The 18,072-nt window shown below is 52.8% G+C and carries 11 protein-coding genes; 5 read left to right on the forward strand and 6 right to left on the reverse strand.

Annotated features, from left to right (window positions below; all coding sequences use genetic code 11):
* Positions 1–110: 110 nt before the first annotated feature.
* The gene (locus EJL04_RS12810; RefSeq protein ID WP_082335121.1) at positions 111–2,741 is read right to left on the reverse strand and encodes a glycoside hydrolase family 95 protein; all 2,631 of its coding nucleotides are present in this window, start codon (positions 2,739–2,741) and stop codon (positions 111–113) included.
* Positions 2,742–2,945: 204 nt separating this feature from the next.
* Here EJL04_RS12810 and EJL04_RS12815 point away from each other — a divergent pair, with 204 nt between their 5' ends.
* Positions 2,946–5,333 carry a two-component regulator propeller domain-containing protein gene (locus EJL04_RS12815; protein WP_164511769.1) on the forward strand — a complete coding sequence of 796 codons (2,388 nt, stop codon included), beginning with the start codon at positions 2,946–2,948 and terminating at the stop codon, positions 5,331–5,333.
* 437 nt (positions 5,334–5,770) lie between these two features.
* On the opposite strand, the gene EJL04_RS12820 is transcribed toward EJL04_RS12815, so the two are convergent.
* Positions 5,771–9,463, reverse strand: a complete 3,693-nt coding sequence (locus tag EJL04_RS12820) for a pectinesterase family protein (protein WP_125105188.1) — start codon at positions 9,461–9,463, stop codon at positions 5,771–5,773.
* A 297-nt stretch (positions 9,464–9,760) separates the two neighbouring features.
* Here EJL04_RS12820 and EJL04_RS12825 point away from each other — a divergent pair, with 297 nt between their 5' ends.
* Together EJL04_RS12825 and EJL04_RS12830 are read left to right on the forward strand one after the other, a co-directional pair.
* The gene (locus EJL04_RS12825) at positions 9,761–10,798 is read left to right on the forward strand and encodes a cysteine protease (protein WP_125105189.1); all 1,038 of its coding nucleotides are present in this window, start codon (positions 9,761–9,763) and stop codon (positions 10,796–10,798) included.
* A 330-nt stretch (positions 10,799–11,128) separates the two neighbouring features.
* Positions 11,129–11,809: an HAD family hydrolase gene (locus tag EJL04_RS12830; protein WP_206429381.1), complete on the forward strand. Its 681-nt coding sequence runs from the start codon at positions 11,129–11,131 to the stop codon at positions 11,807–11,809.
* A gap of 91 nt (positions 11,810–11,900) precedes the next feature.
* Here EJL04_RS12830 and rnc read toward each other — a convergent pair whose 3' ends face one another.
* The 4 genes from rnc to pdxB all read right to left on the reverse strand — a co-directional run bounded on the left by rnc (position 11,901) and on the right by pdxB (position 16,164).
* Positions 11,901–12,944: a ribonuclease III gene (gene rnc / locus EJL04_RS12835; RefSeq protein WP_125105374.1), complete on the reverse strand. Its 1,044-nt coding sequence runs from the start codon at positions 12,942–12,944 to the stop codon at positions 11,901–11,903.
* The gene (gene fabF, locus EJL04_RS12840) at positions 12,937–14,199 is read right to left on the reverse strand and encodes a beta-ketoacyl-ACP synthase II (RefSeq protein WP_021854496.1); all 1,263 of its coding nucleotides are present in this window, start codon (positions 14,197–14,199) and stop codon (positions 12,937–12,939) included. Before fabF ends, rnc begins: the two co-directional genes overlap by 8 nt.
* Positions 14,200–14,220: 21 nt before the next feature.
* The gene (locus EJL04_RS12845; RefSeq protein ID WP_021854495.1) at positions 14,221–14,457 is read right to left on the reverse strand and encodes an acyl carrier protein; all 237 of its coding nucleotides are present in this window, start codon (positions 14,455–14,457) and stop codon (positions 14,221–14,223) included.
* 669 nt (positions 14,458–15,126) lie between these two features.
* Positions 15,127–16,164, reverse strand: a complete 1,038-nt coding sequence (gene pdxB / locus EJL04_RS12850) for a 4-phosphoerythronate dehydrogenase PdxB (protein WP_125105190.1) — start codon at positions 16,162–16,164, stop codon at positions 15,127–15,129.
* A 223-nt stretch (positions 16,165–16,387) separates the two neighbouring features.
* Between pdxB and EJL04_RS12855 the strand changes: the two genes are divergently transcribed.
* Together EJL04_RS12855 and EJL04_RS12860 are read left to right on the forward strand one after the other, a co-directional pair.
* Positions 16,388–16,999: a DUF4254 domain-containing protein gene (locus EJL04_RS12855; RefSeq protein WP_021854492.1), complete on the forward strand. Its 612-nt coding sequence runs from the start codon at positions 16,388–16,390 to the stop codon at positions 16,997–16,999.
* The gene (locus EJL04_RS12860; protein WP_053397560.1) at positions 16,996–18,054 is read left to right on the forward strand and encodes a glycosyltransferase family 9 protein; all 1,059 of its coding nucleotides are present in this window, start codon (positions 16,996–16,998) and stop codon (positions 18,052–18,054) included. The genes EJL04_RS12855 and EJL04_RS12860 overlap by 4 nt, the downstream gene beginning before the upstream one ends.
* Positions 18,055–18,072 lie beyond the last annotated feature (18 nt).

Here is an 18,072-nt window from a genome sequence, read left to right on the forward strand (position 1 = left end):
TGGCGTAACAAATAAACAGAAGAGGCTGTCTCGGGTGTAATCCCTGACAGCCTCTCTTGCTTAATTTAACAGAATTAATGATGAAGCAAGTGCGGATGTCTTGCTATGATTTATAGCTCCGCTATCTTTTTAATAAAAGCCTTGCCGTTTTTTATGAATATTCCACGCTCCGGACTGTCAACCTTTCTGCCCGAAATGTCGTATATGCTGCCGTTGCTGCCGTTGTCGGTCAACGTCTGGTCAATGCCCGAAGCCGAGCTTTCGTTTGTTATGTAGACCACGTCTCCGGCCTTGGTCTCTATGTCATAGAGCCAAGTCTCGGGCAGCCTGTTGTTCACGCTCGAGTTGTCAACGTCAACATATTCGTCTCCTGATATCTTCTTTACAGGCATAGAGTAGGTGTAGAACAGCGGATTGGGGTTTTCGCCTTCAGCCTCTTTCACCTCATGTGTGTCCGACTTGATCTTTACGGGCACCCTTAGTCTGAGGTTTCCGCCGAGCGTTGAGCGCAGACGGGCACTCATCAGCTTGCCGTCTTTCCACACCATGTCCTCAAGCACGAAGCCGCCTATGGCTCTCAGACCCTTAATTTCGCCGTCGGCCCATTCGTCAGGAACAGCCGGCATTAGGTTTATAAAGCCGTCGTGGCTTTGCATAAGCATCTCTGCAATGCCCGCCGTACAGCCGAAGTTGCCGTCAATCTGGAATGGCGGATGTGCATCGAACATATTTGGATAAGTGCCTCCGTCCTGTCCTTCGGTCCTGTCTGCCGGCACAAGCGACAGCTGGTCTTTAATCAGCTTGTAAGCATGCTTGCCGTCAAGACATCTTGCCCAAAGACAAACTTTCCATCCCATGCTCCATCCTGTCGACTCGTCTCCGCGGTACATCAGCGACACCTTTGATGCTCTGAACGCAGCCGGTGTGCGGTAGGGAGATATTGCCGTGCCGGGATACAGTGCCCACAGGTGTGACACGTGGCGGTGATGGTCGTCAGGGTTGTCCCAGTCGTCGCGCCATTCCTGCAGCTGTCCGTATTGTCCTATGCGCAGTGGCAGCATCTTGTCGCGCAGGCTCAGCAGCGATTTTGCGAAGTCTTCGTCAGTGGCAAGCGTCTCGGCAGCCCTTGCGGTGTTGGTCAGCAGGTCGCTTACGAGCTCGTTGTCCATGGTTATACCCGCAAAGATGTTCTGTCCTTTATATGCTTTTGGTGAGTTTTCGGGTGAAACCGACGGGCAGACAACCATGAATTTGTCGCGGGGATCCTCTACCATGAAGTCGAGGAAGAACTCTGACGCTCCTTTCATTAGCGGATAAACCTCTTTTAGATAGTCGGTGTCTCCGCTGTAAAGATATCTGTTCCATAAGTGCTGGCAGAACCATGCGTTGGCCGTTGGCCACACTCCGCTGTAGGCTTTGTCCACGGCTCCTGTCATTCTCCACAGGTCTGTGTTGTGATGAAGCATCCATCCGTTGCATCCGTACATGTTCTTTGCCGTTTCGGCTCCTATCTCGCTGAGTTCCTTTATCATCTTTATCAGCGGCTCGTGAAGTTCCGGCAGGTTTGTCGATTCGGCCGGCCAGTAGTTCATCTCTGTGTTAATGTTCACCGTATAACGGCATTTCCATGCAGGGTTTGTGCTGCCGTTCCATTTGCCTTGCAGGTTGGCGGGCTGGCATCCAGGCTGTGATGAACATATAAGCAGGTATCTTCCGAACTGGAAATACAGTTCTACGAGCTGTGTGTCGTTGCCTTCAGCAAAGTCTTCAATGCGTTTGTCTGTAGTCTTCGACGGGTTGCTGTTCTCTCCGAGGTCAAGGCTTACTCTGTCAAACTGTTCCTTATAGTATTCTATATGTTCGGCTTTTGCCGTCTCATAGTCGCGTCCGGCATTCTTCATATATTCGTCAATACGCTTCTGAGGGTCGGCCGAGATATCCTTATAGTTCACAAAGTTGGTTGCCATGGCTATGTGGAAGGTCACGGCGTCGGCGTCTTTCACAATCAGCGCGGTGTCGTTCTGTGTCATTGCACCGCCTTCGTTGTCAATTTTTGCGTTGACTATGAAGTTCAGTTTTCCGGGCACGTTGTTTGCGGCTTTTGCCGTGGTTCCGCTCAGTGCGAGTGTGTTTCCGCTTACAGAGCGGTCAACTTTCACGCCGTCAGGATAAAACAGGCTTGCTTTCAGGTTTATTGCGCCCTTCTTTGATGCCGTGACTCTGATGATGAGCATCTGGTCGGTGAACGACGTGAAGGCCTCTTCCGTGTAAGTTACGTCGCCCACTCTGTAGGTTACTGTTGACACAGCGTTGTCTATGCTGAGCTGTCTGCGCAGCGAAGAGTAGTCTTTATGGCCGTCGTATTCGATGCGCAGGCTTCCTGCCGGCTGGTATGATGCACCGAATCCGTAGTCTCTGTCGGCCAGAATTTGTGTCTCGGCCAGCGCCTGTGCCTCGTCGCTCTTGCCGCTGAAGACCAGCTGTCGCAGGTTATCAAGATACTTAGGTGTCTCAGCGTTGTAGTTTTTGTAGGGCGAGCCTTTTGATATAGTCTCCTCGTTGAGCTGATATTCCTCGCATACGGGATTGCCGTATACCATTGCCGCTATGCGTCCGTTGCCGAGCGGCAGGGCTTCGTTCCAGTTGCCGGCAGGCTTGTCGTACCATAGCTCCAGCGGTTCTCCGGCATAAGAGCCGAGCGCCATTGCCAGCGTTGTGATGATTGTTAATAGTTTTTTCATTATTGATAGATTTTAAAATAGATTGTTTGTTCGATGCAAAGGTATTGTTTGTGGCAATGCTTATGGTGGACAAATATTTTAAAAAGGTTCAAAATAGTCTTTTTGTCACGACGTAAACGGGGATTTTATGTTTTTTTCTTACTTTTGCAGTAGAATAATGATATTATGAGAAAAGCAAGTCTGGCAATCTTTTGTTTTTTGTTTATGACGTTATTGTGTGCGGCTTCCGACGTGCGTATTGTACATTTTGACAATGACGACGGGCTCGACCACAACATTGTTACGTGTATTATTCAGGACCGGGAGGGGTATATATGGCTGAGCTCGCGCGACGGACTGAGCCGTTACGACGGCTACAGCTTTGTCAATTACAAGGCTCAGCCCGGCGACGGCTGTCCTCTTGAGTCGAACCGTATTGACCAGATTTGGGAGTTGCCAGACAATAATATACTCTGCATGTCGGGACACCGGACCCTCAACCTGGCGGGATGCAAGTATTATGTATTCAACCGCAAGACGGGCAAGTTTGAGGTTTACAGGGGCAAGAACCTGCCCGGAGGCTCATATTATGTGGCCGACGAGAATGTGATGAGGCGCATATCTTCTCTGAAAGAGTATGAAGGCCTGGAGACAAGGGTGATGTGCGAGGACAGGCAGGGAGGCTATTGGGTGCGCACCAACCGCGGCATAGACAGGGTTACGTTTGTGAAGGAGCCTCTGAAGAACACGAAGTTCAGCAATTTTGGCGAAGAAGTGGTCAGGGCCTTGCATCAGGACAGGGCCGGACGGGTGTGGATTGCCGACAAGAACGGCTTTGTGAGGATTGTCGACCGCAACCTGGGCAATGTCAGATATCTGTCTGCCGACGGCAGGATTACGCCTGCTGCGGCTGTATTCGGCCATAACGTGTATTGTATTTATGAAGACCGCCACGGGCAGATATGGCTCGGCACCAAGCCCGGCGGGCTGTTCAGGCTGCGCAGAAAAGGGCAGGGATGGGTGCTCGACCGCTATGTCAGCGGCAGCAGAAAGCTTTTTGGCATTAACTGCAATTCTGTGTATGCCATGGCTGAGGACAGATACGGACGCCTGTGGATAGGCACTTATGGCGGCGGACTGAATGTGGTGGAGAGGCCGGAGGCCGACATGCCGCGCTTTATCAATAAGGACAATGTGCTTTCAGGCTATCCGCGCGGGGCGCTCAAGGTGAGGTGTCTGATGATGACACGTAGCGGAGTGATGCTTGCCGGAACCGGCAGCGGGCTGTATACGTGCATGATTGACGGCAAGCCGCTGCGCCGGCTGAAGTTCTGGCGAAACGTGAGAGACCCTCATGACCCGTCGAGCCTGAGCAACAATGAGGTGATGGCGCTGGCACGCGACAGCAGAGGCAGGATTTATGTGGCCACTTATGGCGGCGGAACCAACAAGATTCTGTCGCGCAACCTGCTGAGCAACAACATACGCTTCAAGGCTTATACCACGGCTCAGGGTCTTGCCTCGGATGTCAATGTGTCGTTGGCAGCATGGCGTGGCGACAAGCTGTGGATAGTGTCAGAGGCCGGTCTGACGCTGTTTGACACTAACCGCGATGTTATGATTAACTATATGAGAGGCTTCTTCAGGGAGGGTTTTGCCTTCATGGAGACCATGCCGCTGTGTCTTGACAACGGCTACATGCTCTTCGGAACCACTCAGGGCGTGTTCGGTTTCAGCCCGTCTGATGTCGGCAAGAGCAATTTTGTGCCGCGTATTGTGTTCGGATGCGACGACTATGTTGAGCTTCCGGCCGACAAGAAGAACTTTACGATAGAGTTTTCGGCGCTCGACTATAATAAGAATGAGGATATATGGTATGCCTACCGCATGGACGGAGTGGACGGCGAGTGGATATACACCAAGTCGCATTCGGTAAGCTATGCGGGCATTCCGCCGGGAACGCACACCTTCAGGGTGCGCTCAACCAACGGCGACGGCATCTGGACTGACAATGAACGTACCGTGACGATACACCGTACCCCGGAACTTACGGAGACGCCCCTGGCATGGATGCTGTTTGGCGGGGCGCTGCTTGCAGCCCTGATAGTTATATATAAGGTGGCAAGATATATCAGCCGGCTGCGCAAGGAGGTGAACGAGATAACCACGGTTACTAATGAGAAGATTGAATATCTTAAGAACAAGGTGCATGAGCTTCTGACAGAAAGGCGCGACATGGACGTCGCCGAAGGTGAGGAAGCAGCCGCCGAAACCACTGACAGCCTGTTCAGAAACAAGGCCATGGGATTTATCAATGACAATATAGCCAACTCTGACCTGTCGATAGACGACTTCTGCAAGGCCATGGGCATGAGCCGCACTGTGCTCTATGTAAGGGTGAAGAAGGTTTTTGGTTCGTCGCCCAACAACTTTATACAGGAGATACGCATTAAGAAGGCTCTTGCTTTAATGAAAGATCCGGGCGTGAGCATATCGGAAGTGGCCTACAAGTGCGGATTCTCCGACCCTAAATACTTCAGCCGCTGCTTCAAGAAGACTATGGGCTGCAGCCCTACCGAATATATGAAGAGGGGCGAGACGGCAGAGCCGTAGCGTCTGGCTGAAAGGCGTGTTGCATGCCCCGGTCTTATAAAATCCGATAGGGCATAGTGCCGCATCTGTCTTAATCTTACAGGCAGATTGATGCTTGCGGCTGAAAGCATAATTCTCCCGATGAGATAAAAGGTGGCCTTTCAGCGTGCAATATGTGCCCTTTTGCATCGTAAAAGGTATCCTTTTGGCGGCTAAAAGACTACCTTTTGTAAAGCCGTCCTTATCATGCTGATAATCAGCTGGTTAGCCGCTGCGTCCGAGCGGCCCTGCATCATGCGTCGTGCAGGCGTGCCGTTATTGCCGGAATAGCAGACTACGATACGTCAGAGCCTTGTTATGCATAAGTTAAGATAATAAAAAAAGCCGGAGCATACCTCATTGATGATATGCCCCGGCTGTTTTAGTATAGGCGCAGCTTTATTACGGCGCTCAGTGCGTTATTTCATTATCTTTATCACCTTCACGGTGCCGTCGCCCATCTGTCGGCGTATGATGTTGATGCCCTTTACGGCCGATCCGAGCTTCATTCCCGATGTGTTGTATATGTCTTCCTTAACGGTTGTCTCGCTTCCGGCTCCGTTGATGCCTGTAGTGGTCTCGTATGTAGTGCCTTTGCTCAGGCTTCCGTATTCGTTGACAGCCTTTACGGTGAATTTTCCGCAGGTGCCTTCGGCAGGCTTGAAGCTTGTGTCTGTAGATATGCTTACCACCTTGTCGTCGGCGTCAGTTACCACGTAGCATATAGCATATGCCGACTCGTCCCAGCTCAGCGTGCTGCTTGCCGCGTCGTATCTCATGTTGGCAGGAGCGCTCACGGCCTCCATCAGCTTGCGCGGGTTCCATCCGTCAGTGCCTCTTGTTATGGCCTCGTATGTGTATGCGGCAGCCTCCTCGTCGGTAAGTGTAGCCTTGCATGTGCCCGTAACCTTCTGTCCGGTGTCGCCGTCAGTATATTCATATTCGGTGCGTCTGTTGCTCAGGTCAACAGGATTGCCGTCGGCATCCATGCTGTTGTATTCGGCAAACAGAGCCGGAATGGCTCCCATGTTGTTCCAGCCCTCAGGCTTTATGCCTATCTTCATCGTAGTGTTGAGCCATACGGTCTTTGGAGCGTTGTGCCACGGGCGTCCCAGCGCCGTCTTGTTGTCGTTGGCAAGCTCGTTGCCGTCTATGGTGCAGTTGCTGAACACGTATCCGAACTTTGTTCCTTCCTTATGGCATGGTGCCACTATCACAGATCCGCTTCTGACGTTGTATAGCGTGCAGCCTTCGAGCAGGACGTCGCCTCCGCCGTAGAAGTAGTCTACCGCACCCTCAATCCAGCAGTCTTTCACGTAGTGGCGGTCGGCCATGTTTCTTGAAGAAGTCTGCCATGTGTCCTGATAAGAGCGGAACTTGCAGTTGTAGAACGTCATGCGGTCGTTGCGCGAATACATGGCCAGACCCATCGGTCCCGACTGGTTGTCAACGCCCCAGCTGTTATAGAAGGTTATGTTCTCAGTGTAGAAGTCGCTTGCATTCACCTCAACCACGCTGCTGTAGCCGTAGTTGTCTGACTGCGGATTGTTCGTAGACCATTCGTATCCTACGTCAGAGCTTCCTCCGTTGTTGATGGTATGCTTTATCACGGTATTCTCCTTGTCCTGTCCTATAAGGTGTATGAAAGGCTTGCTCTCAGGTATCAGCACGAGTTCGTCATACTCTCCGTTCTCAACAAATATGAGGTAAGGCACGCTGCTGTTGTCAGGAGCGGCGTCGATAGCCTCCTGAACCGAAGTGAAGTCGCCCGAGCCGTCGGCAGCCACCACGGCGTCGAACACTTTCTTCTCGGGTTGCGGGCGCTGCATTGTGGTAAACTTGAATGTCGTGCCTTCAAAGGCGTTGCCGTTGAGGTCGGTCAGTGCGCCCTTGGGTACAACCACCTCACACTCGGTGCCGTATCCCATGTCGGCATAGGCATAAGTGGCTGTCTTGCTTCCGAATACAGGTGTCATGGCCTTTCCGTTTATCGTTACGTCGCCTGAGCCTGCTTTCACCTTCTCGTTGAAGTGGAGCACCACGTTGCCTGATGCTGAGGCAACGTCAGAGCCGGCCTCGGGCGATGTGGCAACAAGCTTCGGTGCCTCATGGTCGTCCTTCTGTTTGTTGTCGGCATATACAACTATGTCGGCAAGATAGAATCCCTCTGTGTCGCTGTCCGACGGCTCGCCGGCCAGTCCGCTTTCGGTGTCGCCTATCCAGCGTACATACACCTGTCCGCTGAGACCTTCGGGCAGCGTGCCCTCAAGCACCATCCACTGGCTGCTCTCGGTGCCGCTTCCCATGTCGATAGAGCTGAGGTCGGTGTAGTTTACGCCGTCGGTAGAGTATTGCATCTTCTGTATCTTGTGCACGCAGGCGTTGTCGAGAGCCGCCAGTGAGTGCACCTTGATGTTCTTATATCCGTCCACTACAAACTTAGCCACAAGGTAGCGTGGGTTGTCCATGTCGGCCCTTTCGGTGTAGCGGCGTATGCAGTTGCGCTCAATGCCGCCGAAGGTGCGTGTGCTTGCACCCCAGTTGGTTGTCTTTCCGTCGCCTTCATACAGCTGAAGGTTGCCTGTGTTGTCTGTCGTGAAGCTGTAGTCTCCGGGGCGGTTTCCGCGCGGCTCGCTTACGCTGAAGTCCCATCCTACGATGAACGGAACCACGTCGAACGTAGCCGTAAACGTCTTGTCGCCGTTCATCACCACAGTCTTCTGCGCGTCGCTGCTGCCGTCGTTCCAGTAGAGAAAAGACGTTACAGAGTTTGGCACCACCTTCATCGTAACGCTTGTTCCGCTTTCATACTTACCGTCAACGGGTTCCGGCGTGAGCGACACGTTGCCCCATTTGGCTCCGTCGCCGCTTTTGTTTATGTTGAGGGTGTATGTCTCAACCGAAGAATACACGGCTGTGATGTCCATGTCCTTCTCAATGTTGAACGTGTATGGGTTCTCTGTCGACAGTATCTGTCCGTCTTTGTCCTGCCACTGCTTGAATCTGAATCCGTAGTTGGGCGTTGCCGTTATCGTAACTTCGCTTCCGGCCTCATAGTTAGCCTTTGCCGGAGTTACCGTTCCGGCGTTTTCCGGGCTGTTGGTAACGTTCATGTGTACGGCATTTGTGAGGTTCTTCAGCCATCTCGGGTCGCCTATCGGGCCTCCGTCTGTAGCTGCCGTAGCCATGGGCGACTCTGAGGTTATGCTGAAATCGCCGTTTTCAGGGTCAGGGAAAGGTATGTTCGTCAGTCCGAAGTCGGCCAGCGTATAGTCCGAAATCTCTGTGTCGGCCGCGCTTGCCTGATTGTATGTTCCGTAGTCGGCTATCAGGTTTTTCTCTGCCAGCAGATATCCGCCCGTGGTGTTTAGTATGTTTGGCGTCTGTCCGTCAACGCCGGCTTTGTATATAATGTTGTTTCTGAATGTGTATTCAGAGAACAGTCCCACTTTGTTCCCAGTGTTGCAGATGGCATATTTTGATGCTTTCGACCATTTGTAGACTGTGTTGTTGCTGAATGTGAACAGCATGTCGATGTCTACATTCATTGAGTTGGGCGAGAAGAAGCTCTCTCCGCCTTTATAGTTATATAGTGTAGAGTTGGTTACGCTCACCTCTCTTACGCCGTGTTTCGGGTAGATAAAGTTGTATCCTCCGTCGCCGCAGTCGTGTATTATACATCTGTCCATCTCAATCTTGTCTATCGCATGCCCCTCGTTGTTGGTACGCAGGAAGCATCTGTTAATGGCCGACAGGTCGCAGTTGCGCAGTGTGATGGTCTTTATGTCACCATAGGTGAGGTCCATGAAGTAGCTGTCGTTGGGTTTGATAACGAGCCCCTCCATAATAATTCCGCCTCCGGTTACAGACGCATCGCTTCCGCGGAACTTTACTCCGAACACCACTTCGGCTCCTTCTGCAGCCTTCAGGGTGACAGTCTTGCCGTCTGGAAGATTGATGTCTCCGGTGTATGTTCCCTCTTCCATGAGCAGAACGTCACCGTCTTTTGCTCCTTCATACGTTGCCTTGAACGTAGAAGGGTCTACATTGATGTCTGTGGCGCTGCATATCAGCGGCACAAACAGAAATAATAATAATGCTTTTAGCTTCATGATAGATTTTTGATTTGATTATATTTTTTTAGTGCTCAAAGGTAGATATAATGCCCTTCATGGTGGTTCAAAATAATACTGAAAGGGTGGATAATCGTATATTGTAGCCTTGTTTGGTCCGATATTATGGCTGTTTGGGATTGTTTTCCGCTGTTTTTGCTGTTGTCATCATGTGCATGCCGTTGCCTGTCTTATGGCTTGCGGCTGTAGATGATATAGGATTGTCGTGGCTGATGCAGGTTAAAAAATATGGTTGCAGGGTTGCGTGCATAGTTGTTTTTAAGTAACTTTGCGCTTATGAACAAGATTATATTGCTGTCGGCAGTACTGTTCATGCTGCTTTCGTGCAGCAGGAAGAGTGAGGACAAGGAGGCGTTCAGGGTGGAGGTGATGAACAAGATCACGCCCGTGAAAGACCAGGGGAACAGTTCGCTCTGCTGGGTATATGCCATGCTGGCCACCATAGAGAGCGAGTGCCTGATGAAGGGCGACTCGGTCAATCTGTCGGCTGCCTATGTTGCGCGCAACCTTATGCGCCGGCAGGCTGAGAGATGCTATCTTACGCAAGGCCGGTCGGGCTTCACCACGCGCGGCGTGGCGCCCATGCTGATACACATGATTCTTGACTCGGGCCTGATGCCATACGACTCTTACCGCTCTGAATGCAACTTCAACGTGCTCTGCCGCAAGCTCGACTCGCTCTGCCGCAACGCCGTAGGGAGGCGCACGGGGCTCGACGCGCTGATGAGGAGCACCGACAGCATGCTCGATGATGTGATTAATCCCGTGCCGCTGCACGTGTGGATGCTCGGGGCTGAGTACACTCCGCAGCAGTTTGCGCGCAGCGTGTGCCGCGACGATGAGTATCAGGCGCTGACCAGCTTTACGCATATGCCGTTTTATGAGGACGTGGTGCTCGACGTGCCCGACAACCGTTACGGCGACAAATTCTACAATGTGCCCATAGACACGATGATGAGCCGCATTGAGAGTGCGTTGCGCCGCGGCCACAGCGTGTGCTGGGAGGGCGACATAACTGAACCGGGATTCTCGTTTGAACGTGGCGTGGCACGTCTCCGTGACAACCGTAGCATGGCGTCGCAGGATGAGCGTCAGCGGTCGTTCGAGACCTTCCGCACCACCGACGACCACTGCATGGAGCTGATAGGGATAGCCCGCGACAGGAAGGGAGACCGCTATTTTATATGCAAAAACTCGTGGGGCACCGGCAATCCTTACGGTGGACTGATGTTCATGTCAGTGGCATACGCAAGGCTTAAGACTGTTGCCGCGGTTGTGCCGGTGGACACTGCCGACCTGCGCCGCATCCGTTAGGCCTGTGGCATGCATCCTGCCGGACGGCAGAGTCAGCCGTTTTACAGTTCTGTAAGCATCCTTCCGCATAGCGGTGTGTATGCTTTAACGTTTAAAGGGTATGTTCTTGCGTTGCTATACGTATGCTTTCGCGTTGTAAAAGCTATGCTTTTGCGTTGCAACATGTATGCTTTTGCATTGTAAAAGCTATGCTTTCATGCTGCGATATGTGCCCTTTTGCGGTGTAAAAGACGGCCTTTTGCAGTGCGGCTAGACATGGGGCAAAGAGCCGTCGGGACGTGTGAGAGTGTAGATCAGTATGTTTATAACGATATATTTATTTTGTTTTTTATGAACGACAGAAAGTTTTTGAGTGATAACATTAAGGCAGTGATACTTGATTTTGACGGCACCGTGGGCAATTCGCGCGGTCTTATAGTGCGCACAATGCAGCAGACTATAAGGCGGCTGGGGCTGCCGGAGAGAACCGAAGAAGAGTGTGCGTCGATGATTGGGCTGCCGCTGAAGGAGACGTTCACGAGGATTATCGACATGGACGACACCATGGGCGACCGCTGTGCCGAGGTGTACAGAGAGATATTCAAGGAGAACAACCAGCCGGGAGTGGTGAGCCTGTTTCCTAACGTGCGCGAGACGCTCGACGCAATACACCGCAGCGGCAGGATGATAACGCTGGCGAGCAGCCGCTCGAGGGCGTCGCTGCTGGGCTTTGTGGCCGACATGGAGCTTGGCGGATACATATCCTACGTGCTCGGTGCGGGCGATGTGCCCAACGCCAAGCCTGCACCAGACATGGTGGTCCGCACGATGGAAGACCACGGACTGAGGCCCGACGAGTGTGTCGTGGTGGGCGATACGGCCTTCGACATAGGCATGGCTCATGGCGCCGGCGTGTGCGGTGTGGGCGTTACTTACGGCAACGGCAGCCGCGAAGAGCTCGAGGAGTGTGGCGCCGAGTTTGTGATTGATGATTTTTCGCAGCTTTGCGGCATCCTGAAAATCAACGGATGATGCCTCGGTGAGGCTGCATGTGGTGTGGTAAACAATAAAACAAGATAAAAGCATCGGCACGTGTCCCTGCGCGGGAGCTGTGCCGGTGCTTTTATCTTTGTTCTGAAAACGCGGCTGCTTCGGCTGCCGCTATTATATCTTCTTTAGACATCTGGCGTGGAGTGGCAGTGATGTCCGACAGGTCAAACTCGCTGTCAGCGCTGCTTCCGGCCTGCTTTTTCTCTTCAGGTTCAGGTTTTACGTTGCTCACGGGCTCGCTGCTTTTTGCCTTTTCAGGCTGCTTGCTGTCGCCGGCGGTGATGATGAAGTCTTCCTTCTGCTCGATGTCCGGAACCACCACTACGGGTTCTTCCTCCATCTTTGTACGGTCGGCCTTGGCTGCAAACACGGCGTCGATGAACTGCGGCTTGCGCCTCAGGCTCTGCAGGGTCTGCTTGCTTGCCAGCTGCTGGCTCTCCTTCTTGGAGTATCCCTTGCCCGAACCGCCCTCGAGTCCTTCAACGATGGCCTGATAAACGAATATCGGGTTGTTGTTCTCGTCGCGTTTCTGCTCTATGAGCTTGAAGTCGAGCTTTACGCGGTTCTTCTGGCACCATTCAATGAGCTTGCTCTTGAAGTTGACCTCCTTGTAGGCCACCTTGTCGAGATTGATAAGCTGTGAGAGTATGCGTTTCTTCATGAAGCGCATGCATGCTTCGTATCCGCGGTCGAGATAGATGGCTCCCACGAGTGCCTCGAAGGCGTTTCCGTCCATGTAGCTGTTGTGTGACGAGGAATGTCCGTTTGACATTATGAGCTGGCTGATGCCAATCTCTTGTGCCAGTTTGTTGAGAGTTTCTCGCTGCACAATCTTGCTTCGGGTGTTGGTAAGGAATCCTTCGCGCTTGCCTTCGAAGTGTCTGAACACGATGTCGCCCACAATGGCGTCGAGAATGGCGTCGCCCAGGAACTCAAGCCGCTCGTTGTTTACGGGGCGTCCCTTCTCGTTGCGCTTGGCTATGCTCTTGTGGAGCAGTGCCTGCTTGTAGAGACTGATGTCGTGGGGATAAAAGCCGATGACGTTGAATAAAGAAGAATAAAGCTCCTTTTCCTTGCGGAAAGGGAGCTTCATTTTATCAATAAAGTTGTTAATCATCATATTTCTTGAAGATAACACAGGCATTGTGTCCGCCAAAGCCGAAAGTGTTGCTCATAGCGGCGCGCACGGTGCGCTTCTGTGCCTTGTTGAATGTGAAATTGAGATTATAGTCTATTTCTTCGTCCTTGTCGTCTTCTTCGTGGTTGATTGTAGGCGGTATGATGTCGTTCTGAACAGACAGAACGCTTACCATTGCCTCAACGGCTCCTGCTGCTCCGAGCAGGTGTCCGGTCATTGACTTGGTAGAGCTGATGTTGAGCTTGTAAGCTGCATCGCCGAATACCTCCTTAATGGCCTTAGCCTCTGAAATGTCGCCCACGTGTGTAGATGTTCCGTGAACGTTGATATAGTCTATGTCCTCCGGTTTCATGCCGGCGTCGTCGAGCGCTGCCTGCATAACGAGCTTTGCTCCGAGTCCTTCGGGGTGAGATGCTGTTATGTGGTATGCGTCTGCGCTTTCGCCTTCGCCCACCATTTCTGCATAAATCTTAGCTCCGCGAGCCTTTGCGTGCTCAAGTTCCTCAAGGATGAGGCATCCTGCGCCTTCGGCCATTACGAATCCGTCGCGGCTTGCGCTGAACGGACGTGATGCCCTCTGCGGGTCGTCGTTGCGTGTAGAAAGGGCGTGCATGGCGTTGAAACCGCCAACTCCGCATCCGCAGATAGCTGCTTCGGCACCTCCGCTCACGATGACGTCAGCCTTGCCCAGACGGATAAGGTTGAAGGCGTCGGCGATGGCGTTGGTTGAAGATGCGCAGGCAGATGTAGTGGCATAGTTGGGGCCGTGGAATCCGTAGTGGATTGATATCTGGCCGGCAGCGATGTCGCTGATCATCTTGGGGATGAAGAACGGGTTGAACTTAGGTCCGTTCTCCTTGTGCAGGGCGTTGTAAGACACTTCGTCCTCGAAGGTCTTGATACCGCCGATGCCTACGCCGAAGATTACTCCGATGCGGTTTTTGTTTACTGTCTCCAGGTCCATGGCGCTGTCTTTAACGGCCTGCATTGCGCTGACCATGGCCAGCTGTGTGTAGCGGTCGAGCTTGCGCGCTTCCTTGCGGTCGATCCAGTCGTTGATGTTGAGGCCTTTCACCTCGCATGCAAACTGGGTCTTGTACATGGAGCTGTCAAACAGCGTAATAGGAGCTGCGCCACTGACTCCGGCCAGCAGGTTGTTCCAAGTTTCCTCGGCTGAAAGACCTACCGGGGTTACAGCGCCCAGTCCTGTTACTACTACTCTTTTTAATTCCATTTAAATAATTATCGGAAATTATTATTTGGTGTTAGCCTCGATGTAGCTGATAGCGTCACCTACAGTGGCAATTGTTTCTGCTTTGTCGTCAGGAATAGAGATGTTGAATTCTTTCTCGAATTCCATGATGAGCTCTACAGTGTCAAGAGAATCTGCACCAAGGTCGTTTGTGAAGCTTGCTTCAGGCTTTACTTCTGTTTCATCAACACCAAGTTTGTCAACGATAATAGCTTTTACTTTTGATTCAATTTCTGACATGATTGTAATGTTTTAAAAATGTTTATAAATAAATTCCAATTCCAAAAATCGGTGCAAAGGAACGAATTTTTATTTAAGTGTGCAAATATTTTTGCAAAAAAAGAGCCCAAACTTGCACACATGCCGTTATAGTGTGCAAGTTTTGTTGTCTTTTTACACCGTTTTTGTGTTGATTTTGTCGGTTTTGTTGAATTTTGTGCGCACACAGCGGGCATGTTGTATACAGACTGCTTACGGCCCAGTCGACGGCATGCGGCATAAATGCCTGTATTACAGAGGGTTGCAAAAGGGCACCTTTTAGACGCTAAAAGATGCCCTTTTGGAGGACGAAATGTGCCCTTTTGGAAGGCAAAAGGCCATGTTTTGCAGGACGGCCCTGCCGGGCGTATGCCAAGGCGAATGGTGGTCTGTCTTCATGCCGGCCTGCTGGCGCCGCTTATCCGCATATCGGGCGTTGTGATGCAGCCTGCTTTTTGCTTTATGTCGGGCTTGCTTCCGCTTGATTTTTCGCAGGCATAGAGGCCTTTGTCAGGAAGAAACGGGCGGAAATATGCCGATAGGACATGTGAAGACGGCTGGGGCGTGGATGCACACTACGGATAAAGCCGGATGATGCCTGCTGACAGTTTCCCATTTATGCAGTGCTGTGTGCATGTGCCGCTGGCATGATTACGCCCTGCCTGCGGGGGCCGATTCGCGCCGCAGCGGATAGTTGCCGCGCAGCTCCTCGAAGCTTTCGGGCGATGCCTTCAGCCGCGAACTGTCGTCGAGCGGATTGTAGAGCTGCAGGCTCAGGTCGTCGGGGTCGGCGGCAGCAACGAAGTCCTGAGGCAGTTCGGGCGGACTGATGATGCACGGCACGCTGATGCCGAAGTGGCGGCATAGGCCGCTTATTACCATGTTGTCGGCGTTAGCCTTGCCGTCGGCGCTGTAGCCTGCTATGTGAGGCGTGGCTATCCATGCCCTGTCCATGAGCCTGAGGTTTATCTGCGGCTCGTGTTCCCAGGTGTCTATCACGGCATCTTTCACCTTATTATATATAAGGGCGTCGAGCAGCGCGTCGTTGTCTACCACGGCTCCGCGGCTCGTGTTTATTATGACAGGCCTGCGCTGCAGCCGGCCGAAGAAGTCGGCGTCGGCCATGTGCAGCGTGGGGTGGGGGCCGTCCTTTACGAGCGGCACGTGGAACGTTATCACGTCACACTGCTCCTCTATGTCGCTCATCGCCACGAAGGGGCCGCTCTCGCCCCGCTCCTGCCGCGGCGGGTCGCACACGAGCACGCGAATGCCCATGCCGGCTGCCACTTGCGCCACCTTCGACCCTACGTGTCCGCAGCCCACGATGCCTATCGTTGAGTTTTCGGGGCGCATGCCCTTATCTCTTTTGAGCAGTATCAGCACCGAGCGCAGATACTGGGCCACTGAGGCAGAGTTGCATCCCGGACAGCTCATCCATTCTATCCCGGCGCGCTCCAAGTAGGCTGCGTCTATGTGGTCGAAGCCTATGGTGGCCGTTGCCACGAACCTTACGCGGCTGCCGCTGAGCAGCTTTTCGTCGCATCGGGTGCGCGTCCTGACAATCAGGGCGTCGGCGTCGCGCACGTCGCCGGGTCCTATCTCGCTCCCCTTCAGATACACGGCGTCGCCTGTTATGCGGCTTATGGCGTCGCGTATGTAGGGAATCTTGTCGTCAATCACAATTTTCATAATAACAATGATTTATGCTCCGCGGTGCACGCAGCCATAGCGTTGTGCAGCCGCCGGCGTTCAAATACAAGTCCAAAGTTACGAAAAATATTCTGTTTTGTTGGCTGATTAAAAATAATTTATTAGCTTTGCATTTAATATAATAGCGCCGTCAGCGCTCCGGCCGGACATGCCGGCTATGCCTGCGGCACGTCAGCAGAAGTATTAACTAAAACAAGAGCAAATGGCATTTACCGAACTTTGTAACGAGATTTTCAGCCGGGCGATAAACGACTATCACCAGGCCGACGACGTTGACACCAAGGTGAACAACCCCTACGGAGAGGGCACGATAGAGAACAGCCTGTATATGAAGTGCTGGATAGACACCGTGCAGTGGCACCTTGAGGATATCATACGCGACCCGCAGATTGACCCGGCAGAGGCTCTGCTGCTGAAGCGCCGCATAGACCGCAGCAACCAGGACCGCACAGACCTCGTGGAGCAGATTGACAGCTGGCTCAGGGACAAGTATAAGGACGTGAAGGTAATGCCCGACGCACGCATAAACACCGAGAGCCCCGCATGGGCTATCGACCGCCTGTCGATACTCGCGCTGAAGATATACCACATGAAGGAGCAGACAGAGCGCGCCGACGCCGATCCTGAACACCGCGAAAGGTGCAGGGCCAAGCTGGATGTGCTGATGCAGCAGCAGGTTGACCTCGGGACAGCCATCGACCAGCTGCTCGACGACATCGAGGCCGGCAGAAAGTACATGAAGGTTTACAAGCAGATGAAAATGTATAACGACCCGGCCACAAACCCGGTGTTATACGCCAAAAATAATAAATGAGGACAGAGCACATACTCATAATGAGATTCTCGGCCATGGGAGACGTGGCCATGACCGTGCCCGTGGTCTATTCGCTCGCAAGGCAGTATCCCGACGTGAGGATCACCATGCTGAGCAAGCCCTTTGCGCGCCCGTTCTTCGAGCGCATGCCGTCCAACGTGAGCTTCATGGAGGCTGACATCAAGGATGAGTATGACGGAGTGAAAGGGCTCAACGCTCTCTACCGCCGACTCACGGCAAAGAACTTCACCGCTATAGCCGACTTCCACAGCGTGCTGCGCTCCGACTATCTGCGCATGCGCTTCAACATAGACCGCTATAAGGTGGCTCACATCGACAAGCACCGCAGCGGCCGCAGGCAGCTCGTGGCCATGTCGGACAAGAAACTCGTTCAGCAGCCGTCGCCGTTCAGCAACTATGCCGATGTGCTTGCACGCCTGGGCTACCCCATAAAGCTCGACTTCAAGTCGATATTCCCCGAAGGTGGAGGCGACATCAGCCTGCTGCCGGAGAGCATCAGGCGCAGCGGCGAGTTCACGGAGAAGTGGATTGGCATAGCCCCGTTTGCCGCCCACGAGGGCAAAGTGTATCCTCCGCGGCTCATGGAGCAGGTCATAAGGCTCCTGACAGAGCGCCATCCCGACTGCCGCATATTCCTATTCGGCAAGGGACAGCGCGAGACCGAATACTTCGGTGAGTGGTGCTCAAAATACAAACAGTGTGAAAGCGTGGCCGAAAAGCTCGACGGCATAAGTCTCGAACTTGTCCTGATGAGCCATCTCGACCTCATGATTTCAATGGACAGCGCCAACATGCACATGGCATCGCTTACAGCCACGCCGGTGGTCAGCGTATGGGGCGCAACGCATCCCTTTGCCGGATTCATGGGCTGGGGACAGAGCATGGAGAACGCGGTGCAGATAGATCTGCCCTGCCGGCCATGCAGCATATTCGGAAACAAGCCCTGCATCAGAGGCGACTACTCGTGCCTCAAGAACATTTCGCCCGAACAGATAGCTGCAAGGGCTGAGTTCGTGATGTGCGGCAGAAAATAAACTATCAGTTAATATCTA

Source organism: Prevotella marseillensis, assembly GCF_900625065.1.
GTDB classification, from domain to species: Bacteria; Bacteroidota; Bacteroidia; order Bacteroidales; family Bacteroidaceae; genus Prevotella; species Prevotella rara.